Origin of the sequence: Pseudomonas sp. Kh14 (assembly GCF_900291005.1) — a bacterium.
Taxonomy (GTDB): domain Bacteria; phylum Pseudomonadota; class Gammaproteobacteria; order Pseudomonadales; family Pseudomonadaceae; genus Aquipseudomonas; species Aquipseudomonas alloputida.
On record NZ_OLKJ01000038.1, the window covers coordinates 709,686 to 729,982 of the forward strand.

Sequence of the window (20,297 nt, forward strand, 5' to 3'; positions counted from 1 at the left end):
GCACAGATTAAAATCATCACCTTTGCGGCGGTAGTTATCAGAATCTGGCTTTAGCGTTCTGATTTATGAACGATGGATTTGTAGGGGGCTGTGCCGGCCCTCTTCGCGGCTAAAGCCGCTCCTACAAGCGAAGAGGCCGGTACAGGCAACCAAATACCCGGAGACCGATCATTGGAAGACCTCAACTCCCTCTACTACTTCACCCAGGTCGTCGAACATGGCGGCTTCGCCCCGGCCGGGCGGGCGCTGGACATGCCCAAGTCGAAGCTCAGCCGGCGAATCGCCGACCTTGAAGACCGCCTGGGTGTGCGGCTGTTGAACCGCACAAGCCGTCACTGCTCGCTGACCGAAATCGGCCAGGCCTATTACAACCGCTGCCTGGCCATGCGCGTGGAGGCCGAGGGCGCGGCGGAAATCATCGAGCGCAACCGCAGCGAACCGCGCGGCCTGGTGCGCATCAGTTGCCCGACCACCCTGCTCAACTCCTGGGTCGGGCCGATGCTGACCCGCTACATGCTCAAGTACCCGCAGGTGGAGCTGTTCATCGAAAGTACCAACCGCCGTGTCGACCTGTTGCACGAGGGCTTCGACATCGCCCTGCGGGTGCGCTTTCCGCCACTGGAGAACACTGACATGGTGATGAAGGTGCTGAGCAACAGCACCCAGTGCCTGGTCGGCCAGCCTCAATACCTGGCGCAACTGCCCAAAGGGTTTGACCCACAGCTGCTGGGCACACTACCCAGCGTGCATTGGGGCAGTGCCCAGCGCGAGTACCAGTGGGAACTGTTCCAGGGTGAAGACAACAGCCGCAGCATCGTCATCCCGCATACACCACGCATGGTGACTGATGACCTGTTTGCCTTGCGCCACTTCGTGGTAGCCGGAGTGGGGATCGCACACTTGCCGCGGGTGGCGGTGCGTGAGGACCTGGCGGCGGGACGTCTGGTTGAGCTGATTCCGGACTGGCACCCGCGTTGCGGCATCGTGCATGCGATCTTCCCATCGCGACGTGGGTTGCTGCCTTCGGTGCGAGCGCTGATCGATCATCTGGCTGAGGAGTTCGCCATCAGCGACATGGCGTGAGTGCCCGGCTGGCTGAGCCGGCCTCTTCGCGGGCATGCCCGCTCCCGCAGGTATTGCACAAGGCTCGGGGCCGGTGGTGGCCCTGTAGGAGCGGCTTTAGCCGCGAAAGGGCCAGTACAGGTAATGCAAATACCCACCCAGCACACCCTTACAAGACCTTCGGTCTACTCTTCTTCCACACTCCCGGATCATCCCCCGGAGCCCCTCATGATCCGCGCCACACACGGACCAGGCCGCGTCCTGCTCGCCACCCTCGCCCTCTGGCCGGCGCTGAGCCACGCCGAAGCGCCCGGCTGGTCGCTGCTCAGCCGCAACTATTTTCTGCACAGTGACTTCCGCTCGCCCTCCGGCAGTGGCCAGAACTACCGCCAGGAATGGGCCCAAGGCTTCATCGGCGAGGTGCGTTCCGGCTTCACCGAAGGCACTGTCGGCGTCGGCATCGATGCACATGGCTTTCTTGGCCTCAAGCTCGATGGCGGCCGCGGCCATAGCGGCACCGGCCTGCTGCCACGCGACAGCGATGGCCGCGCCGAGTCCGAGTACTCCAGCGCCGGTGCCGCGCTCAAAATGCAGTTAGGCAACACCCAACTGCGCTATGGCGAGATGATGGTGGAAACACCGGTGTTCGACACCGGAGACAAACGCCTGCACCCGGAATACGCCACCGGCTGGTGGGTGGAAAACACCGACCAGCCCGACTGGCGCCTGCAGGCCGGGCGTTTTACTGCCTTCAACAACCAGGACAACAGCTCCACCCACGACGATTTCAGCGGCTACGGCGCGACCACCCACAACCGGGCCATCAGCCTGGCCGGTGCCACCTTCGCGCCCAACGGGCCGTTCGGCGCCGCACTGTATGCCGGACAGCTGGAAAACACCTGGCGCCAGACCTATCTCAACCTGAACCTGGCCGAGGGCAACTGGCGCCTGGACGGCAACCTGTACAAAACCCACGACACCGGCAACGCCAGCGCCGGGGCGATCGACACCCTCGCCTATAGCCTGCTGGCCAAGTACAGCTTCGGCGCCCAGGCGCTGAGCCTGGCCTACCAGAAGGTCGAGGGCGACACCCCGTTCGACTTCGTCGGCGGCGACTCCATCTACCTGGCCAACGCGATCAAGTACGCCGACTTCAACGGCCCTGGCGAGCACTCGTGGCAACTGCGCTATGACCTGAACTTCGCCACCCTCGGCGCACCTGGCCTGAGCCTGATGGGCCGCTATGTCAGCGGCCGCGGCATCGACGGCAGCCATGCGCCTGCGGGCGGCGCCTATGTGAACCAGTACGGCGACGGCGGCAAGCACTGGGAGCGCGACATCGACCTGAAATACGTGGTGCAGTCGGGGGCTGCCAGGGACCTGAGCCTGTCGCTCTCCCACGTCAGTCACCGCGCCAACCAGGCCCAGGCGGGCGATGATATCGACCGCATCTACCTGATCATCGAATACCCACTCAAAGGCAGCTTCTGACATGAGCACATCCCCTTCAGGTGCCTGGAGCCCGTTGCGTAACACCACCTTCCGCATGCTGTGGATCGCCACCATCGCCTCCAACATCGGCACCTGGATGCACGAGGTAGGCGCCGGCTGGCTGATGACCACGCTGTCGGCCAGCCCGCTGCACGTGGCGTTGATCCAGGTAGCCGGCTCGCTGCCGATGTTCTTCCTGGCCCTGCCGGCCGGCGCAGCGGCGGACATCGTCGACAAACGCCGCTACCTGTTGCTGGTGCAACTGTGGATGTCTTGCGTAGCGGTTGTGCTGGCGGCCCTGACCTTGCTCGGGATGATGAACGTCACCTTGTTGCTGGTGCTGACCCTGGCACTGGGCATTGGTACAGCGCTGATGATGCCGGCGTGGAGCGCACTGACACCGGAACTGGTGGGCAAGGAGGACCTGGCCAACGCGGTGGCGCTTTCCAGTGTCGGCATCAACGTGTCACGGGCCATCGGCCCGGCACTGGCGGGGGTGGTGGTGAGCATGGTCGGCCCGTGGCTGACCTTTGCTCTGAATGCCATCTCGTTCGCGGGTGTGATCCTGGTGTTGTACCTGTGGAAGCGTGAGGTGAAGGAACCACTGCTGCCGGCCGAACGCTTCGTTGGCGCCATGCGCACTGGGCTGCGCTTTGCCCGCAGCGCCAAGCCTTTGCAGGCCGTGATGCTGCGCGCGTTGGCGTTCTTTTTCTGCGCCAGCGCCGGCACTTCGCTGCTGCCACTGATCGTGCGTGGCGAGATGCACGGCACTGCAGCTGACTTCGGCCTGCTGCTGGCGGCCATCGGTATTGGCGCAGTGGCGGGTGCCACCTTGCTGCCGCGTCTGCGTGAGCGCATCAGCCGTGACCGCCTGGTGTTACTGGCCAGCCTGCTGTATGCCCTGTTCCTGCTGGCCCTGGCGCTGGTGCGCAACTTTTATGCGCTGCTGCCCGCGATGCTGCTCAGCGGCGCGGCGTGGATCGCGGTGCTGTCCAACCTGCAAGTGGCTGCGCAGACTTCGGTGCCAGCCTGGGTAAGGGCGCGGGCTTTGTCGGTATACATTCTGATTTTCTTCGGTGCCATGGCCTGTGGCGGCCTGCTGTGGGGCACGCTGGCCAGCCATGCAACGCTCACCTTCAGCCTGCTGGTGGCCGCAGGCGGCCTGGCGCTGGGTACCTTGCTGACCTGCAAGGTGGCGCTGCCGGAAACCGAGGCAGAGGAGCTGACGCCGTCGCTGCATTGGCCGGTGCCGGTATTGAGCGATGACATGGACAAGGAAGTCGGACCGGTGATGGTCACCGTCGAGTACCACATCGCCCCCACCAAGGCCGAGGCCTTCCAGCAAGCGGCACGGGAGCTGGAAGCGATGCGCAAGCGCAATGGCGCATTGTCGTGGGGGTTGATGCGGGACAGTGCTGATCCGGCGTTGTGGCTGGAGTTCTTCTTCGAGGAATCGTGGCTGGAGCATCTGCGGCATCACCACCGGGTGACCCGTGGTGAACTGAAGATCGAGGCGCGGGTCAGGATGCTGCAGACTGATGGGGTTGAAGTGCGGATTCGGCATTTGTTGGCTGGCGGGGAGCATAAGGCTCACCATTGATGCTGGCCTTTGCGGCCCTTTCGCGGGTAAACCCGCCCGTAGGAGCGGGTTTACCCGCGAAAGGACCACAAAGCCCCCCGTAGGAGCGGGTTTACCCGCGAAAGGGCCGGCACTGAAAACACAAAAAAGGGGCCAGTTATTGGCCCCCGTTCTTCACATCAGCTCACCTTAGAAAGCGAAGCACGAACAGCCCAGCGCACCCCAGAAGCCCTGGAAGTCATTGACCGGAACACTCGACTTACGCGCCTTGTCGTGGCTGTGTGCATGCACCCCGCACGGCCCCGAGCACTGGTGCACAGCGGCTGCCAACGATGGCGTACCAACGCGCCAGTGCCCAGGCACCTTGGTCACCGGCGACCACTCTGGCAACACCGGCACCTGCGGAGGGCCAAGCTTGTCGAACTCGCCAGCACCGTACACCACCTTGCCATCAACGATGGTCAGCACCGACTCGATACCCTTGATCGCCTCTTCATCGACACTGAAGAAGTCGAGCGACAACGCTGCCAGGTCAGCCAGCTGGCCCACCTTGATCTGGCCCTTCTTGCCTTGCTCGCTGGAGAACCAGGCGCTGCCCTGGGTGAACAGTTGCAGCGCGGTGTCACGGCTCAGGCCTTCCGGGTACAGCTCCATGCCACCGACCGTCTTGCCGCTGACCAGCCAGTACAGTGAGGTCCATGGGTTGTAGCTGGACACCCGAGTGGCATCGGTACCCGCGCCCACCGGCACGCCCATCTCGAGCATGCGTTTGATCGGCGGGGTCTGCTCGGCGGCCTTGGCGCCGTAGCGGTCGACGAAGTACTCACCCTGGAAGGCCATGCGGTCCTGGATGGCAATACCACCGCCCAGCGCACGCACGCGTTCGATATTCTGCGGGGTGATGGTTTCGGCGTGGTCGAAGAACCAGGGCAGGCCGTTGAATGGGATGTCGCGGTTGACCTTCTCGAACACGTCGAGCATGCGCGTGATCGATTCGTTATAGGTGGCGTGCAGGCGGAATGGCCAGCGCTGCTCGACCAGGTGGCGCACCACCGGCTCCAATTCTTCTTCCATGGTCTGCGGCAGGTCCGGGCGCGGCTCGAGGAAGTCCTCGAAGTCGGCGGCAGAGAACACCAGCATTTCGCCAGCGCCATTGTGGCGCAAGAAGTCGGTACCGCTGTGCAGCTTGACGCTGGAGGTCCACTTCTTGAAGTCGTCCAGTTCTTCCTTGGGCTTCTGGGTGAACAGGTTGTAGGCGATGCGTACGGTCAGCTGATTGTTGTCGGCCAGCTCCTGAATCACGGAGTAGTCGTCAGGGAAGTTCTGGTAGCCGCCACCGGCGTCGATGGCGCTGGTCAGGCCCAGCCGGTTGAGCTCACGCATGAACTGGCGAGTGGAGTTGACCTGATACTCCAGCGGCAACTTAGGCCCCTTGGCCAGCGTGGCGTAGAGGATCATCGCGTTCGGGCGGGCGATCAGCATGCCGGTCGGGTTACCGAACTTGTCGCGCTGGATCTCGCCACCCGGCGGGTTCGGCGTGTCCTTGGTGTAGCCGACGGCCTTGAGCGCAGCGCGGTTGAGCAGCGCGCGGTCGTACAGGTGCAGCAGGAACACCGGGGTGTCGGGTGCGGCCTGGTTGATTTCTTCAAGGGTGGGCATGCGCTTTTCGGCGAACTGGAACTCGTTCCAGCCACCGACCACGCGCACCCACTGCGGGGTAGGCGTGCGCGCAGCCTGGTCCTTGAGCATGCGCAGGGCATCGGCCACTGACGGCACCCCTTCCCAACGCAGCTCGAGGTTGTAGTTCAGACCGCCACGGATCAGGTGCAGGTGCGAGTCATTGAGGCCCGGGATCACCGTGCGCTGCTTGAGGTCGATGATCTGCGAGACGGCACCCTTGTGGGCCATGGCCTCGGCGTCACTGCCCACGGCGATGAAGCGGCCGTCCTTGATGGCGACGGCGGTCGCGGTGGGCTTCTCGCGGTCAACGGTGTGCAGTTTGCCGTTGAACAGAATCAGGTCGGCGGTCATGGAACCTCCTTGCGTGGATGCGTGAGCGGAACCGGCATGGCCGGTAAAAGGTAATGCGGACCAGAGCGCGCCAGCGGCACCGAGCACAGTGCTGGTGGCGAGGAACTGGCGACGGGTCTTGTCGTTGCGATCCTGGGACATGGGCTTCTCCGACTAGGGGCCGGCAGGGGGACTGCGAAGCATGCCGGTTGATGCAAGGCCTGGGCTTGGATGGATGTGCGGTGGGTTGAAGAAGGTTAGCCCTGGTTAAGCTTTTTGCTGCCTGGGCCGGCCTCTTCGCGGGTAAACCCGCTCCTACAACGTCTGTAGGAGCGGGTTCACCCGCGAATGTTTCCCACAATTACCGCTGAAGGAACGCCAGCAAGTCCTCATTCAGCTGCTGCGCATGAGTCACTGCAAACCCGTGCGGCGCCCCGGCATACACCTTCAGCTCGGCGCCGCGAATCAGCTCCGCGGCCTGCTTGCCGGTGGTCTCGAACGGTACGATCTGGTCGTCATCGCCATGGATCACCAATGTCGGCACATCGACCTTGGCCATGTCGGGACGGAAATCGGTCTCCGAGAAGGCCGTTACACAATCCAGGGTGCCCTTGATCGACGCCATCAGCGCAATGTTCAAAGTCTGCGTCTGCACACCCTGGGACACCTGCTGCCCATGGTTCAGGCCGTAGAACGGCGTGGCGAAATCGGCGATGAACTGCGCGCGGTCGGCACGCAGGCCGGCCCGGATGCCCTCGAACACCGACAGGTCGACACCGTCAGGATTATCGTCCCGCTTGCCGAACACTGGCGTCACCGCGCCCAGCAACACCAGCCCGGCCACCCGCTCGCTGCCGTGGCGGGCGATGTAGCGGCTGACATCACCGCCCCCCATCGAGAAGCCCACCAGGGTGACGTCGCGCAGGTCGAGGTGCTCGATCAGCTGGGCAATGTCATCGGCGAAGGTGTTGTAGTCGTAACCGTTCCACGGCTGGCTCGAGCGGCCGAAACCCCGGCGATCGAAGGCGATGGCGCGGTAACCGCGGCTGGCCAGGAACTCCATCTGCGAATCCCACATGTCGGCATCCAGCGGCCAGCCGTGGCTGAACAGCACGGGCTTGCCGCTGCCCCAGTCCTTGAAATAGATCGAAGTGCCATCGCGGGTAACGAACGTGCTCATAGCGGTATCTCCTTGAAAGTGTCGAGATGAAGGCGTCGGCTCAGCCGCGCAGCCAGTTGGCGCAGCGGTGGGTTACCCAAGGCATGATGTAGAACACCACGGGCAGGATGACGAACAGGTTGACGATCAGGTTGCCGGTGATCACGCCGCCCAGCTGCGGAAAGCGCGCAAACAGCGGCGCCAGCAGTTGCGGGATGACCATGGTCATCGGGCAGATCACCAGGTAGGTCAGCAGTGCCTGCTTCCAGCGCGGCGGTTGCGCTGCCGGGGTGCCCGGCGAGCCATCAAGCACCTTGTGTTGCAGGCATACGGTCACCACTTCGCGGTTGTCATGGAGTGCGGTGTTCATCGGCGTTCCTTGGGATGAGCTTGCCCGCATCCACTGTGCAACGGCGGACGGGCGCTGGATTGGATAGGTGTGCTGCCCTGGGCGGGCACCGATTGGCGGTGCCCGCGGCGATTGGGCTTACTTGTTGGCGTTGAAGGCGTTGTAGCTGGTCATCAGGTTGCGGTAGTCCGGGATGTGGTTGGAGCACAGCGCGGCCAGGCCTTCGATGTCGTTGCGCCAGTCGCGGTGCAGCTCGCAGGCCACGCCGAACCAGGTCATCAATTGCGCACCCGCCTGGCTCATGCGGTCGTGGGCGGCGTCGCGGGTCATGGCGTTGAAGGTACCGGAGGCATCAGTGACCACGAACACGTCGAACTCTTCTTCCAAGGCAGACAGGGCCGGGAAAGCTACGCACACTTCAGTCACAACGCCGGCGATGATCAGTTGCTTCTTGCCAGTGGCCTTCACGGCCTTGACGAAGTCTTCGTTGTCCCAGGCGTTGATCTGGCCAGGGCGGGCAATGTACGGGGCGTCCGGGAACAGGGCTTTCAGTTCTGGCACCAGTGGGCCGTTGGGGCCTTGCTCGAAGCTGGTGGTGAGGATGGTCGGCAGGTTGAAGAACTTGGCCAGGTCGGCCAGGGCCAGCACGTTGTTCTTGAACGCGTCCGGCTCGATGTCGCGGACCAGGGACAGCAGGCCAGCCTGGTGATCGACCAGCAGTACGGCGGCGTCGTCTTTGTTCAGGCGGTTGTATTTGAAGTTGGTCATGGGGGTAGCTCCTAAGGGTTTTGATGTTCAGTAAGTTGGGTGTTTCGCGTTGATGGGAGAAGATTAAAACCATCACCTTTGGAGCGGTAGATAGCGGTTTTTGGCTTTAGCGTTCTGTTTTAGGAACGATAGGTTGGCGTTGGTTTTGCTGGCCTCTTCGCGGACTCGCCCGCTCTCACAGGGATCGCACAAGATTCAAAATCAGCGCTTTACCTGTGGGAGCGGGCAAGCCCGCGAAGGGGCCAGCACAGGCTTGCATTGCCTGCCCGGCAAACCTGCTCTATTACTACCCACAGCCCTCCCCTCACCCCCGAGACCACCATGCTGGCGTTCATCCAGTCGTCCCCGTTGTTGCTCGGTTGCGCCCTGATCCTGCTCGACCTCGTGCTTTGGCAACTGATCCCCATTCAGCGTCATGCCTGGCGCATCAGCGCGCGCCTGGTGATCTTCCTGCTGTTCAGCTCAGTGCTGATGGCCGCCGGCATGAGCCCGCTGCAACCACCGCCGTGGCCCGACGATGTCTCGCGCAACCTGATGGCCACGGTATTGGCCATCGGCTGGTGGCTGTTCGGTGCGCGCACGGTAACCGTGGTATTCGGCCTGTTGCTGGTGGCCCGTGGCAGCCATGGCGGGCGCTTGCTGCAGGATGTGCTGGGGGCGTTGATCTTCCTCGCCGCCGTGGTCGCGGCCGCAGGTTATGTGCTGCAACTGCCGGTGAAGGGCCTGCTGGCCACCTCCGGGGTAATGGCCATCGTCATCGGCCTGGCGCTGCAGAGCACACTGGCTGATGTCTTCAGCGGCATCGTGCTGAACACCACGCGGCCCTATCAGATTGGCGACTCAATCTCCATCGACGGCACCGAAGGCAAGGTCCTTGATATCGACTGGCGCGCCACGCGCCTGCTGACCGGTACCGGCAGCCTGGCGGTGATCCCCAACTCGGTAGCGGCCAAGGCGCGGCTGCTCAACCACAGTCGCCCGGCCGATGTGCACGGGGTATCGATCAGCGTGGTGGTCCCGGCCAAGGTGCGACCCAAGCGCGTGTTCGATGCGCTGGAAAAAGCCTTGCAGGGCGTCAGTGCCATCCTTGCAACCCCGAAGCCGAAGGTGACGGTAAAGGCCTCGACACTGGAGTCGGTGGAGTACGAGGCCAGCGGCTTCGTGGCCGATGCGGGCGTCAAGGGCGATGCACGCAACCAGCTGTTCGACCTGGCGCACCGGCACCTGGAGGCCAGCGGGGTGATGTGGAACGTCGACCTGGCCGTACCGCCGCGCAGCCGCCAGCGCGAGGTGCTGGATGAGGTTCGAGTGTTCCGCTCGCTAAGTGACGAAGAGCGCGATGCGTTGAGCCAGCGCATGACTGCAGTCGAGTACCTGGCGGACCAGGTGATCCTGGGGGTGGGCGAGCATTCCGATCATCTGCTGGTGATTGGCAGCGGTGTGGTATCGGCCTCGGTGCGCGACGGAGACAAACTGTTGGAAGCCGGGCGCATGGGGCCGGGTGAGGTGCTGGGGATCGAGGGGATCATCGACGACGAAGATTCGCTGGCCGAATTCCGCACGCTGACCAGTTGCGTGCTGTACCGGATCGACAAGGAACAGGTGAAGAGCTGTTTGCAGCAGCGTGGCGAAGTGCAGACGGCGTTGAGCAAATTGCAGCGGTTCCGGCGGCAGAGCCGGGAGTCGTTGTTGTTGCAGAAGCCGGCCCTGATCAAGAAAGGTGGCTTCCTCAGCTGGCTGCACAAGTAAGCCTGTGCTGGCCTCTTCGCGGGTAAACCCGCTCCTACAGGTTCACCACAGCCCTCTCAGGCGGTGAACAATTTGTAGGAGCGGGTTTACCCGCGAAGAGGCCAGTACTTACAACACAACCCTCAGGCACTGCCCCGCGTGGTACAGCGAGAACCCGGACTCATAGAACGCCGTCCGCAGCGAAGGCGCGCTCACACCGCTCATCGGCGAAAACGGAATCGGCAGGCTGTCCGCCTCGCCCTTGAGCAGGAACTCGGCAAACGCACGCCCGATCACGGTGCCGGTGGTATTACCGCGCCCGTTGTACCCGGTCACCGCCACCAACCCAGGCGCCGGCTCGAACAGGCGCATCAGGTGGTCAGGCGTGAAGTCGATGCAGCCAGTCCAGTGCATTTCCCACTCGACCTTGCCCAGCTCCGGGTAATAGTGGCTCTGGATGCGATCGGCCCAGCTGCGCACGAACCAGGCTGGCTTGTTGTCGACCCGGCCCAGGCTGCCGAGCAGCAGGCGGCCCTGATCATCACGGCGGATGCTGCTGAGCACGGTGCGGGTGTCCCACGAACCTTGTCCATGTGGCAGCACCTTGTCGGCTGCGGTGCCCTGCAGCGGCTTGGAGGCTACCTGATAGTAATAGCCGCGGAAGAACTGCTTCTGCAGGTTGCTCCAGTCGCCTTCGGTGTAGGCGCCGGTGGAAATCACCACTTTTTCGGCGCGCACAGCGCCACGCGCAGTCTTCACCCGCCAGCCATCACCTTCACGCTCCAGGCCTTCGACCGAAGACTGCTGGAAAATCTTGCCGCCCAGGCGCGCCACGGCAGCCGCCAGGCCCTGGGTGTAGCCCATGGGGTTGATGGTGCCGGCACGGCGATCAAGCAGCGCAGCGGAAATCTTGTCGGTACCGCAGTATTCCTGGCACTGGGCACCGGTCAGCAGCTCGACGTCGGCACCTCGGCGGCGCCATTGTTCGTGACGCGCTTCGAGGTCGGCGATACCGGTGGCGTTGTGCGCCATGTGCAGCGTGCCTTTGTGCTGGGCCTGGCAGTCGATGCCAAGGCGCTCGATCATGGCGAACACTTCAGCCGGGGCTTCGCCAAGCACCTTGTTCAGGCGGCTGCCTTGCTTCTGGCCAAGGGTGGCCTCGACGTCGTCGGGGCGGATCCAGGTACCGGCGTTAACCAGGCCGACGTTGCGCCCGGAGCCACCGTGGCCGATCTTCCAGGCCTCCAGCACGATCACCGACTTGCCCTGTTCGAGCAGGTGGATGGCCGCCGACAGGCCGGTAATGCCGCCGCCGATCACACAGACATCGGCCTTGTGCTCACCGGCCAGGGCCTGGGCGGCGACGGTCGGTTTGCTGACGTGTTCCCACAAGCATTGTTGACGCAGTTCGGACATGGCCGGCTCCAGCAATTTGTTCTTGTTGGGGCCGCAGGGCGGCCCTTTCGCGGGTAGACCCGCTCCTACAGGGGTCGGTGTCGCTTGGACGAACCCTGTAGGAGCGGGTCTACCCGCGAACCGGGGGCCAGGCCCCCGGCCATGCAGCATCAATACATCAGTCGAACACGATACCCTGCGCCAGCGGCAGCTCGCGCGAGTAGTTCACGGTGTTGGTCTGGCGACGCATGTAGCCTTTCCAGGCATCCGAGCCCGACTCACGGCCACCGCCGGTTTCCTTCTCGCCGCCAAACGCACCGCCAATCTCGGCGCCGCTGGTACCGATGTTGACGTTGGCGATGCCGCAGTCGCTGCCCGAGGCGCTCTGGAAGCGCTCGGCTTCACGGATGTCGGTGGTGAAAATGCACGACGACAGGCCTTGTGGCACTTCGTTGTTCAGGCGCAGGGCCTCCTCGAAGTCGTCGTAGGCCAGCACGTACAGGATCGGTGCGAAGGTTTCGTGGCGCACCACGTCACTTTGAGCCGGCATTTCAGCAATGGCTGGCGAAACGTAGTAGGCGTTCGGGTACTGGTCGGCCAGCTGACGCTCGCCACCAAATACCTGACCACCTTCGTCGCGGGCCTTGGCCAGTGCACCCTGCATGGCGTCGAACGACTGCTTGTCGATCAGCGGGCCGACCAGGTTGTCTTTACGTGGGTCGCCGATACGCACTTTGCCGTAGGCGGCTTTGACGCGGGCAACCACTTCGTCCTTGATCGAACGATGCACGATCAGGCGGCGCAGGGTGGTGCAACGCTGGCCGGCAGTGCCGACAGCCGAGAACAGGATGCCGCGCACGGCCAGGTCCAGGTCGGCGCTCGGGGCCAGGATCATGGCGTTGTTGCCGCCCAGTTCCAGGATGCTGCGGCCGAAGCGGGCAGCAACGCGTGGGCCGACTTCGCGACCCATGCGGGTGCTGCCGGTGGCGCTGACCAGCGGTACGCGCGGGTCGTCGACCATGGCTTCGCCAGCTTCACGGCCGCCGATCACCAGTTGTGCCAAGCCAGCCGGAGCATCGCCGAAGGCTTTCAGGGCTTTTTCGAACAGCGCCTGGCAGGCCAGGGCGGTCAGCGGAGTCTTCTCGGACGGTTTCCATACCACCGAGTTGCCGGCCACCAGGGCCAGGGCGGTGTTCCAGGCCCACACGGCAACCGGGAAGTTGAAGGCGCTGATCACGCCGACCACACCCAGCGGGTGCCAGGTTTCACGCATGTGGTGGCCCGGGCGCTCGGAAGCGATGGTCAGGCCGTACAGCTGGCGCGACAGGCCAACGGCGAAGTCGCAGATATCGATCATTTCCTGCACTTCACCCAGGCCTTCCTGGGTGATCTTGCCGGCCTCGATCGAGACCAGCTCGCCGAGGTCGGCCTTGTGCTCACGCAGCACTTCGCCGAACAGGCGCACCAGTTCGCCACGGCGCGGAGCCGGCACACTGCGCCAGGCTTCGAAGGCGCTCTGGGCCTGATCGATGCGGGCGATGGTCTCGGCCTTGCCGAGCAGTTTCACCGAGGCGATCTGGCTGCCGTCGATCGGCGTGTGAACAGGGTAGTCGCCCTGGGTGTAAGCCTCGGCGGCAACGCCAAGGCGCTCGAGCAATCCAGCAACCATTTGTGCATCTCCTACATCGGTGATGGGGTGGAAAAATGATGTGGATCAGTATTAATCCGATCACATAGGTACAACAAACGACCTTTATTCCGCATATCATTCCGTCAGGTAATGATTTGAGCCGCAGAGACCGCTATGTCAAAACGCCTGGTACCCTCCATGACCGCCCTGCAGTGCTTTGAAGCTGCAGCCCGCCATCTGAGTTTTACCCGTGCCGCCGAAGAACTGCACCTGACCCAGAGCGCGGTCAGCAAGCAGGTGGCGCAGCTGGAAGACATGCTGCGCCACCACCTGTTCCTGCGCATCCGCCGGCGCTTGCAGCTGACCCCGGCCGGCAGCCTGTACCTGGCGGAGGTCAACAAGATCCTCACCCAGGTGGATATGTCCAGCCGCTATGTGCTCACCTACGGCGAACAGACCGAGATACTGAAAGTAGCCACTCAACCGAGTTTTGGCGTGCGCTGGTTGATCCCGCATCTGAAAGGTTTTGGCAAACGGCACGGCAATATCCACCTGGACATTCGCAACGAGATGGAGCCGTTCGCCCTGCTGCAAGGCTCGGCTGATGTGGTGTTCTTCTATGGCCAGGGCACTTGGCCGGGGGCCACTTGCGTGGAGTTGTTCCGCGAAGAGGTGGTGCCGGTGTGTGCGCCAGAGCTGCTGGCCGGGCGCAAGCTGGCCGGTGCCGAGGAGCTGGCCGAACTGGTGCTGCTGCAAAGCACCTCGCGGCCGGAGGCCTGGCATGAGTGGTTCCTGGAGCAGGACCTGCAGAGCGTCAGCGCCTACCACGGGCCGCGCTTCGATACGTTCTATATGGCGTTGAGCGCAGCACAGGCCGGGTGCGGGGTAGCGCTGGTGCCGCGCTACCTGGCGGCGAAGGAACTGGCCGACGGTAGCCTGGTGGTGCCGTGGAACCATGCGATGCGCAGTGCCGGGGCGCATTACCTGGCGTATGCCGAGCATGCGGCGGAGGTGCCCAAGGTGCGGGCGCTGGTGGAGTGGATCCACGAACAGCTCCAGGCTTGAGGGCCTCTTCGCGGCTAAAGCCGCTCCTACGGGGCCCTGCGCAAGCCCCCAACCTTGCACGGTCCCTGTAGGAGCGGCTTTAGCTGCGAAAGGGCCGTCGAGGTCGATCAAAAAAGGAATGACACACTCACTTTTTTTCGCTTGTGAGCAAAGTGCATTCCCAGCTTTCATGTAAGCGTCCGAACCCAACCAGGAAGCTAGCGATGCCCGCCAACGATTTCGTCAGCCCAGACAGCATCCGCGCGCAGTTCTCTGCCGCCATGTCGCTCATGTACAAACAGGAAGTGCCGCTGTACGGCACGCTGCTGGAGCTGGTGAGCGAAATCAACCAGCAGGTGATGGCCCAGCAACCCGAAGTGGCCGAGGCCCTGCGCTGGACCGGCGAAATCGAGCGCCTGGACCAGGAACGTCACGGCGCCATCCGCGTCGGCACCGCCGAAGAACTGGCCACCATCGCCCGCCTGTTCGCCGTCATGGGCATGCAGCCGGTCGGCTACTATGACCTCAGCTCCGCTGGCGTACCGGTGCATTCCACTGCCTTCCGCGCGGTGCACGAGCAATCGCTGCATGTCAGCCCGTTCCGTGTGTTCACCTCGCTGCTGCGCCTGGAGCTGATCGACAACCCGCAGTTGCGCGAGCTGGCACAGGGCATCCTGGCCAAGCGCCAGATCTTCACATCCCGTGCCCTCGAACTGATCGCCCAGTGTGAGCGCGAGGGTGGCCTTGACGCCGCGGATGCAGAGACGTTCGTGCAGGAAGCGCTGCACACCTTCCGCTGGCACCAGGACGCTACCGTCACGGCCGAGCAATACCAGCAGCTGCACGACCAACACCGCCTGATCGCCGATGTGGTGGCCTTCAAGGGCCCGCACATCAACCACCTGACCCCGCGTACTCTGGATATCGATGCAATCCAGCTCGGCATGCCTGCCAAGGGCATTCCGCCGAAGGCCGTGGTTGAAGGCCCACCCACACGGCGCCACCCGATCCTGCTGCGCCAGACCAGCTTCAAGGCCCTGCAGGAAACGGTCGCCTTCCGCGACCAGCAAGGCCGCGAAGGCAGCCACACCGCGCGCTTTGGCGAAATCGAGCAACGTGGCGCGGCGCTGACGCCGAAAGGTCGCCAGCTTTACGACAAGTTGCTCGACGCTACCCGCGCTGCGCTGGGCGGCGCTCCGGCCGAAGCCAATGCCGAGCGTTACATGGCGCTGCTGCAGGCAAACTTTGCCGAATTCCCGGATGACCTGGCGCAGATGCGCGAACAAGGCCTTGCATATTTCCGCTACTTCGCCACCGAGAAAGGCCTGGCCGCACGCGATCAGGAAGGCCGCCCGACCACTCTGCAAGGCTTGATCGACGCGGGCCACGTGCACTTCGAGGCGCTGGTGTACGAGGACTTCCTGCCAGTGAGTGCGGCGGGGATCTTCCAGTCCAACCTGGGTGACGATGCGCAGGCCGAATACGGCAGCAACGCCAACCGCGAAGCGTTCGAAGCGGCGTTGGGGTTGCAGGTACAGGATGAGCTGGCGCTGTATGCGCAAAGCGAGCGCCGGTCGCTGCAGGCCTGTGCACAGGCATTGAACCTGGGCTCGATGTAAATCTGTACCAGCCTCTTCGCGGGCGAGCCCGCGAAGAGGCTGGTACAGGTGATCAAAGACGCGGCAGGACTTCCACATCCGGCAAATCCATCGCCGCCACCTCGTCTTCCAGAAACGCACTCAAGCGCCGCAAACGCTCGCCACTCGGGCGAGTGCGCGGCCATACCAGATAGTAATCCATGCCGCTGGGCACCGCCGTCGGCCATGGCAGGCTCAAGCGCTTCTGCGCCACATCTTCGGCCACCATCAGCAGGTCGCCCATGGATATCCCGTAGCCCCGCGCCGCGGCAATCATGCCCAGCTCCAGGGTATCGAACACCTGGCCGCCCTTGAGCGACACCTGGTCGCCAAGCCCCATACGCTCCAGCCATTCCCGCCAGTCACGCTTGTCCACCGTGGGGTGCAGCAGTTCGACAGAGGCCAGCCTGCACACATCCCAGGGCTCCTCGTCGAGCAGGTCCGGCGCGCCGACCGGGATCAACAGCTCAGGGAACAGCTTGCGCACCTCCCACTCCGGCGGGAATACCCCGTCGCTGAGCAACACAGCGCAATCGAACGGCTCCTGGTTGAAATCCACATGGTCGACATCCATCCAGGCGCTGGTCAGCTGCACCTCATTGCCCGGCTGCAGATGCCGAAAGCGGCTAAGGCACGCCAGCAACCAGCGCATGGTCAGGGTCGAGGGGGCTTTCATACGCAGTATGTCGTCTTCACCACACAAGGTTTCACAGGCCCGCTCAAACGCCGCGAAACCCTCGCGCACGCCCGGCAGCAGTACCCGCCCCGCTTCGGTAAGTTGCAGGCTGCGGCCACTGCGCACGAACAGGCGGCAAGCAAAATGCTCCTCCAGCGTACGGATATGCCGGCTAATGGCGCTTTGGGTGATAGAAAGCTCTTCGCCTGCACGGGTGAAGGAACTTAGCCGCGCGGCAGCTTCGAATGCGCGCAAGGCATACAGCGGTGGTAGCTGGCGTGGCATGAGACACCTGCAATATGGGCGTGTTAGGCAAATCTCCGAGAACCCTATATACATGAGTTCAACTCATGCCAACTATCGCATTTATCCTTTTGTGCAAAGTTGACCGAAGCCTCAGAATCGCCCTTCGTTGATCACCCCAGAATGAAGGACTGCCCCCATGCACGTCGCGCCCACCACAGAACTCAAGGCTTTGCTGCGCCTGGCCGGGCCGCTGATTGCCTCGCAGTTGGCGCACATGCTGATGGTGCTGACTGACACCCTGATGATGGCCCGCATCAGCCCTCAGGCTTTGGCGGGTGGTGGCCTGGGGGCAGCCAGCTATTCGTTCGTATCGATCTTCTGCCTGGGCGTGATTGCCGCAGTCGGCACGCTGGTGGCCATTCGCAAGGGTGCCAACGACATCGAAGGAGCCACCCGACTGGCGCAGAACGGCCTATGGCTGGCCTGGGCCTTGGCGCTGTTCGCCGCGCTGGTGCTGTGGAATCTTGAACCTGTGCTGCTGCTTTTCGGGCAGAAGCCCGAGAACGTGGCCTCGGCCGCCGAATTTCTCACCCTGCTGCCACTGGCCCTGCCCGGCTATCTGACCTTCATGGCCTTGCGTGGCTTCACCAGCGCGCTGGGCCGCTCGACCCCGGTGATGGTCATCAGTTTGTTCGGCACGGTGCTCAACTACCTGTTCAACGTGGCACTGATCGAAGGCATGTTCGGTTTGCCCAAGCTGGGCCTGATGGGTATCGGCCTGGTCACTGCAGTGGTGTCGATGGGCATGGCCATTGCCTTGGCGTTGTATATCCGCTGGCATCCGGCCTATACCGCCTACCCGCTGCGCAAGGGCCTGTCACGCCCATCACTGGCGGCCCTGCGCGAGCTGTGGCGGCTGGGCCTGCCGATTGGCGGTACCTACATGGTGGAAGTGGGCCTGTTCGCCTTCGCCGCGCTGTGCATGGGCGTGCTGGGCAGCACCGAGCTGGCGGCGCACCAGATTGCCCTGCAGATCGTGTCCACGGCATTCATGGTGCCGACGGGCTTGTCCTATGCGGTGACCATGCGCGTCGGCCTGTACTACGGCGCTGGCAACCTGCTGGCGGCGCGCAGCGCCGGCCGGGTGGGCATCGGGTTCGGGGCCATGATCATGTTTGCCTTCGCCGCCCTGTTCCTGCTGCTGCCCGAAGCGCTGGTAGGGCTGTTCATCGACCGTAATGACCCGGCCTTTGCCGCGATCTTCCAGGTGGCCGTGCAGTTATTGATGGTGGCGGCATGGTTCGAACTGTTCGACGGCATGCAGACGATTGCCATGGGCTCGATCCGTGGCCTGAAAGATGCCAAGACCACCTTCCTGATCGGGTTGGTGTGCTACTGGCTGGTGGGGGCGCCGAGCGCCTGGTTGTTCACCTTTACCCTGGGCGGTGGTGCAGTAGGGATCTGGTGGGGGCTGGCACTGGGGCTGGCGTGTGCGGCGGTGGCGCTGACCTTTGGCTTTGAGTGGCGGATGAAGCGGCTGTTGGGGAAGGCTTGGGCTGCCGGGAAGGCGACGGCTTCAGCCTGACGTGGGGCCTCTTCGCGGGCAAACCCGCTCCTACAGCGGCCTGTGTCCAACCCCCGGTGTGTGTGTCCACCGCAGATCAGTGTGTAGGAGCGGGCTTGCCCGCGAATACGGTGGCGGCGGCAACGGTGAACGTCTGGTGGAGATTGGCCAGCAGGCCCGGCCCCATTCGCGGGTAAACCCGCTCCTACAGGACAGCCTCCAACTGGCGTCCGGGCGCCTGCAGCAAATACGCCATCAATTCCCCTATCGGTAGCGGTTTGCTGACCAGGAAACCCTGCACCTGGTCGCAGCCAAACCCGCGCAGCAACGCCAGTTGCTCTTCACTCTCCACACCCTCGGCCACCACCTCGAGGTTGAGGTTGTGCGCCAGGTTGATCATGGCGTGTACCAGCTTGCGGTTCTCTTCACGCATTTCCATTTCCGCAACAAAGCTGCGGTCCACCTTGAGCAAGGTGATCGGCAGGCTGTTGAGGTGCACGAACGAAGAAAACCCGGTGCCGAAATCATCAAGCGAGAAGCGCACGCCCAGGCGGCCCAGCGCGTCCATGGTCTGGCGCACCACCTCGTTGCGGCGCATCACCGCCGTCTCGGTCAGCTCGAACTCAAGCCAGCGGGCATCCACGCCGTGCTCGAGGATCAGGCGACTCAACGTGGCCAGTAGCTGGCTGTCCTGGAACTGGCGGAAACTCAGGTTGACCGCCATGTGCAGCGGTTCCAGGCCGCGTTCGCACAACGCCTGCATGTCACGCAGGGCACGGGAAATAACCCAATAACCCAAGGGCACGATCAGGCCGCTCTGCTCGGCCAGTGGCACGAACTCGCTGGGCGGCAGCAGCCCGCGCTCGGCATGGCGCCAGCGCACCAGCGCCTCCAGGCCAACAATGCGCCCGTCAGCCAGGTTCAGGCGGGGCTGATAGTGCAGTTCCAGCTCGTCGCGGCGCAGGGCGCGGCGCAACTCGCTTTCCAGGTCGGCAAGGCTGCGGGCATTGCGGTTGATGCGTTCGTTGAACACATGAAAGGTGCAGCCTTGGCTGCCCTTGGCCTGACGCATGGCGATGTGCGCGTGCCACATCAGCGGATCGGCGCCGCTCTGCGCGCGAGCATGTGCAAGGCCCAGGCTGCAGCCCAGCAGCAGGCTTTCGCCGTCGATCCAGTAGGGCTCGGCCAAGGCCTCGACGATGCGTTCGGCAATCCATTCGGCGCGATTGGCATCGCGACGGGTGTCGATAAGCAGGGCGAACTCATCGCTACCCAGACGTGCCAGCTGGTCGCCCGCCTCCAGCTGATGCTTCAGCCGTGCCACCACCTGCAGGATCAACCGGTCACCGCTCTGGTGGCCCAGGGCGTCGTTGACGTGGCGGAAGTTGTCCAGGTCCAGGTGGCCAAGCGCGACACCACGGCCTTCGTTTTCGGCCAGGCGTGCATTAAGCAAAGCCTGGAAGCCCTGGCGGTTGGCGATGCCGGTCAGCGGGTCCTGCTCGGCAAGGCGCTGCAAGGTGGCGACCAGCACCCCGCGCTCTCGCACATGGCGCAGTGAGCGGCGAAGGGTATCGGCGTTGAGCTGGTCGCGCACCAGCCAGTCGCTGACAGCGCTGGGCGCGGCCTCAGGCTCGTGGTCAAGCAGCAGGATGGTCGGCAGCTCGCATCGCCCGGGGGCAGGCTGCAAGCCTGGCGTTGCCAGCACGACGGCCTGGCGATCATGGCTGAACAGACTGTCGACCGCCTCCCAGTTTGGCGCAGTCAATAGCACGGCGCTGCCACCCAGTGCAGGCATGCACGCGTGCAACGAGGCAGCCCATTCCGGCTCATCGGCCAACAGCAGCAAACGCAGAGGTTCGACAGGCGTGGACAAGCGGGCTCCTTAGGGCTTGACGGTGCAACGAGATCTGGCGGGCATGCTACTGCATTCAATGAAAATGATTTTCACTTTTATGCATG

15 protein-coding genes are annotated in these 20,297 nt (G+C 63.6%); 7 read left to right on the plus strand and 8 right to left on the minus strand.

Annotated elements, in window-relative coordinates; genetic code table 11:
* Window positions 1-171 precede the first annotated feature (171 nt).
* From FQ668_RS25660 to FQ668_RS25670, 3 genes are all read left to right on the plus strand, one after another.
* The gene (locus tag FQ668_RS25660; protein WP_010955764.1) at window positions 172-1,083 is read left to right on the plus strand and encodes a LysR substrate-binding domain-containing protein; all 912 of its coding nucleotides are present in this window, start codon (window positions 172-174) and stop codon (window positions 1,081-1,083) included.
* Between the two features lie 207 nt (window positions 1,084-1,290).
* Window positions 1,291-2,553, plus strand: a complete 1,263-nt coding sequence (locus FQ668_RS25665) for an OprD family porin (protein ID WP_053867757.1) — start codon at window positions 1,291-1,293, stop codon at window positions 2,551-2,553.
* Between the two features lies 1 nt (window position 2,554).
* A complete protein-coding gene (locus tag FQ668_RS25670) occupies window positions 2,555-4,153 on the plus strand; it encodes an MFS transporter (protein ID WP_014592829.1) in 1,599 nt (532 codons plus the stop codon).
* A 168-nt stretch (window positions 4,154-4,321) separates the two neighbouring features.
* Here FQ668_RS25670 and FQ668_RS25675 read toward each other — a convergent pair whose 3' ends face one another.
* From FQ668_RS25675 to ycaC, 4 genes are all read right to left on the minus strand, one after another.
* Window positions 4,322-6,163: an amidohydrolase gene (locus tag FQ668_RS25675; protein ID WP_041167113.1), complete on the minus strand. Its 1,842-nt coding sequence runs from the start codon at window positions 6,161-6,163 to the stop codon at window positions 4,322-4,324.
* A 340-nt stretch (window positions 6,164-6,503) separates the two neighbouring features.
* Window positions 6,504-7,322, minus strand: a complete 819-nt coding sequence (locus tag FQ668_RS25680; RefSeq protein WP_053867756.1) for an alpha/beta fold hydrolase — start codon at window positions 7,320-7,322, stop codon at window positions 6,504-6,506.
* A 40-nt stretch (window positions 7,323-7,362) separates the two neighbouring features.
* The gene (locus FQ668_RS25685) at window positions 7,363-7,671 is read right to left on the minus strand and encodes a hypothetical protein (protein ID WP_014592831.1); all 309 of its coding nucleotides are present in this window, start codon (window positions 7,669-7,671) and stop codon (window positions 7,363-7,365) included.
* A 117-nt stretch (window positions 7,672-7,788) separates the two neighbouring features.
* A complete protein-coding gene (gene ycaC / locus FQ668_RS25690) occupies window positions 7,789-8,418 on the minus strand; it encodes an isochorismate family cysteine hydrolase YcaC (RefSeq protein WP_014592832.1) in 630 nt (209 codons plus the stop codon).
* 321 nt (window positions 8,419-8,739) lie between these two features.
* Here ycaC and FQ668_RS25695 point away from each other — a divergent pair, with 321 nt between their 5' ends.
* Entirely contained in the window at window positions 8,740-10,167 is a 1,428-nt protein-coding gene (locus tag FQ668_RS25695) for a mechanosensitive ion channel family protein (RefSeq protein WP_019437041.1), read from the plus strand.
* 108 nt (window positions 10,168-10,275) lie between these two features.
* Here the strand turns inward: FQ668_RS25695 and FQ668_RS25700 are convergent, their stop codons facing one another.
* Both FQ668_RS25700 and FQ668_RS25705 read right to left on the minus strand, forming a co-directional pair.
* Window positions 10,276-11,562: an FAD-binding oxidoreductase gene (locus tag FQ668_RS25700; RefSeq protein WP_019437042.1), complete on the minus strand. Its 1,287-nt coding sequence runs from the start codon at window positions 11,560-11,562 to the stop codon at window positions 10,276-10,278.
* A 157-nt stretch (window positions 11,563-11,719) separates the two neighbouring features.
* Window positions 11,720-13,210, minus strand: a complete 1,491-nt coding sequence (locus FQ668_RS25705; protein WP_003253547.1) for an aldehyde dehydrogenase family protein — start codon at window positions 13,208-13,210, stop codon at window positions 11,720-11,722.
* A gap of 135 nt (window positions 13,211-13,345) precedes the next feature.
* Between FQ668_RS25705 and FQ668_RS25710 the strand changes: the two genes are divergently transcribed.
* Together FQ668_RS25710 and FQ668_RS25715 are read left to right on the plus strand one after the other, a co-directional pair.
* On the plus strand, window positions 13,346-14,236 hold the full coding sequence (locus FQ668_RS25710) for a LysR family transcriptional regulator (protein WP_019436537.1): 891 nt from the start codon (window positions 13,346-13,348) through the stop codon (window positions 14,234-14,236).
* Between the two features lie 203 nt (window positions 14,237-14,439).
* Complete coding sequence (locus FQ668_RS25715) at window positions 14,440-15,834, plus strand: VOC family protein (RefSeq protein WP_019436536.1); 1,395 nt, start codon at window positions 14,440-14,442, stop codon at window positions 15,832-15,834.
* Window positions 15,835-15,886: 52 nt separating this feature from the next.
* Here FQ668_RS25715 and FQ668_RS25720 read toward each other — a convergent pair whose 3' ends face one another.
* Complete coding sequence (locus FQ668_RS25720) at window positions 15,887-16,813, minus strand: LysR substrate-binding domain-containing protein (RefSeq protein WP_019436535.1); 927 nt, start codon at window positions 16,811-16,813, stop codon at window positions 15,887-15,889.
* A gap of 157 nt (window positions 16,814-16,970) precedes the next feature.
* Here FQ668_RS25720 and FQ668_RS25725 point away from each other — a divergent pair, with 157 nt between their 5' ends.
* A complete protein-coding gene (locus tag FQ668_RS25725; protein ID WP_014592837.1) occupies window positions 16,971-18,359 on the plus strand; it encodes a NorM family multidrug efflux MATE transporter in 1,389 nt (462 codons plus the stop codon).
* A gap of 184 nt (window positions 18,360-18,543) precedes the next feature.
* Here FQ668_RS25725 and FQ668_RS25730 read toward each other — a convergent pair whose 3' ends face one another.
* Complete coding sequence (locus FQ668_RS25730) at window positions 18,544-20,211, minus strand: bifunctional diguanylate cyclase/phosphodiesterase (protein WP_014592838.1); 1,668 nt, start codon at window positions 20,209-20,211, stop codon at window positions 18,544-18,546.
* Window positions 20,212-20,297: the final 86 nt, after the last annotated feature.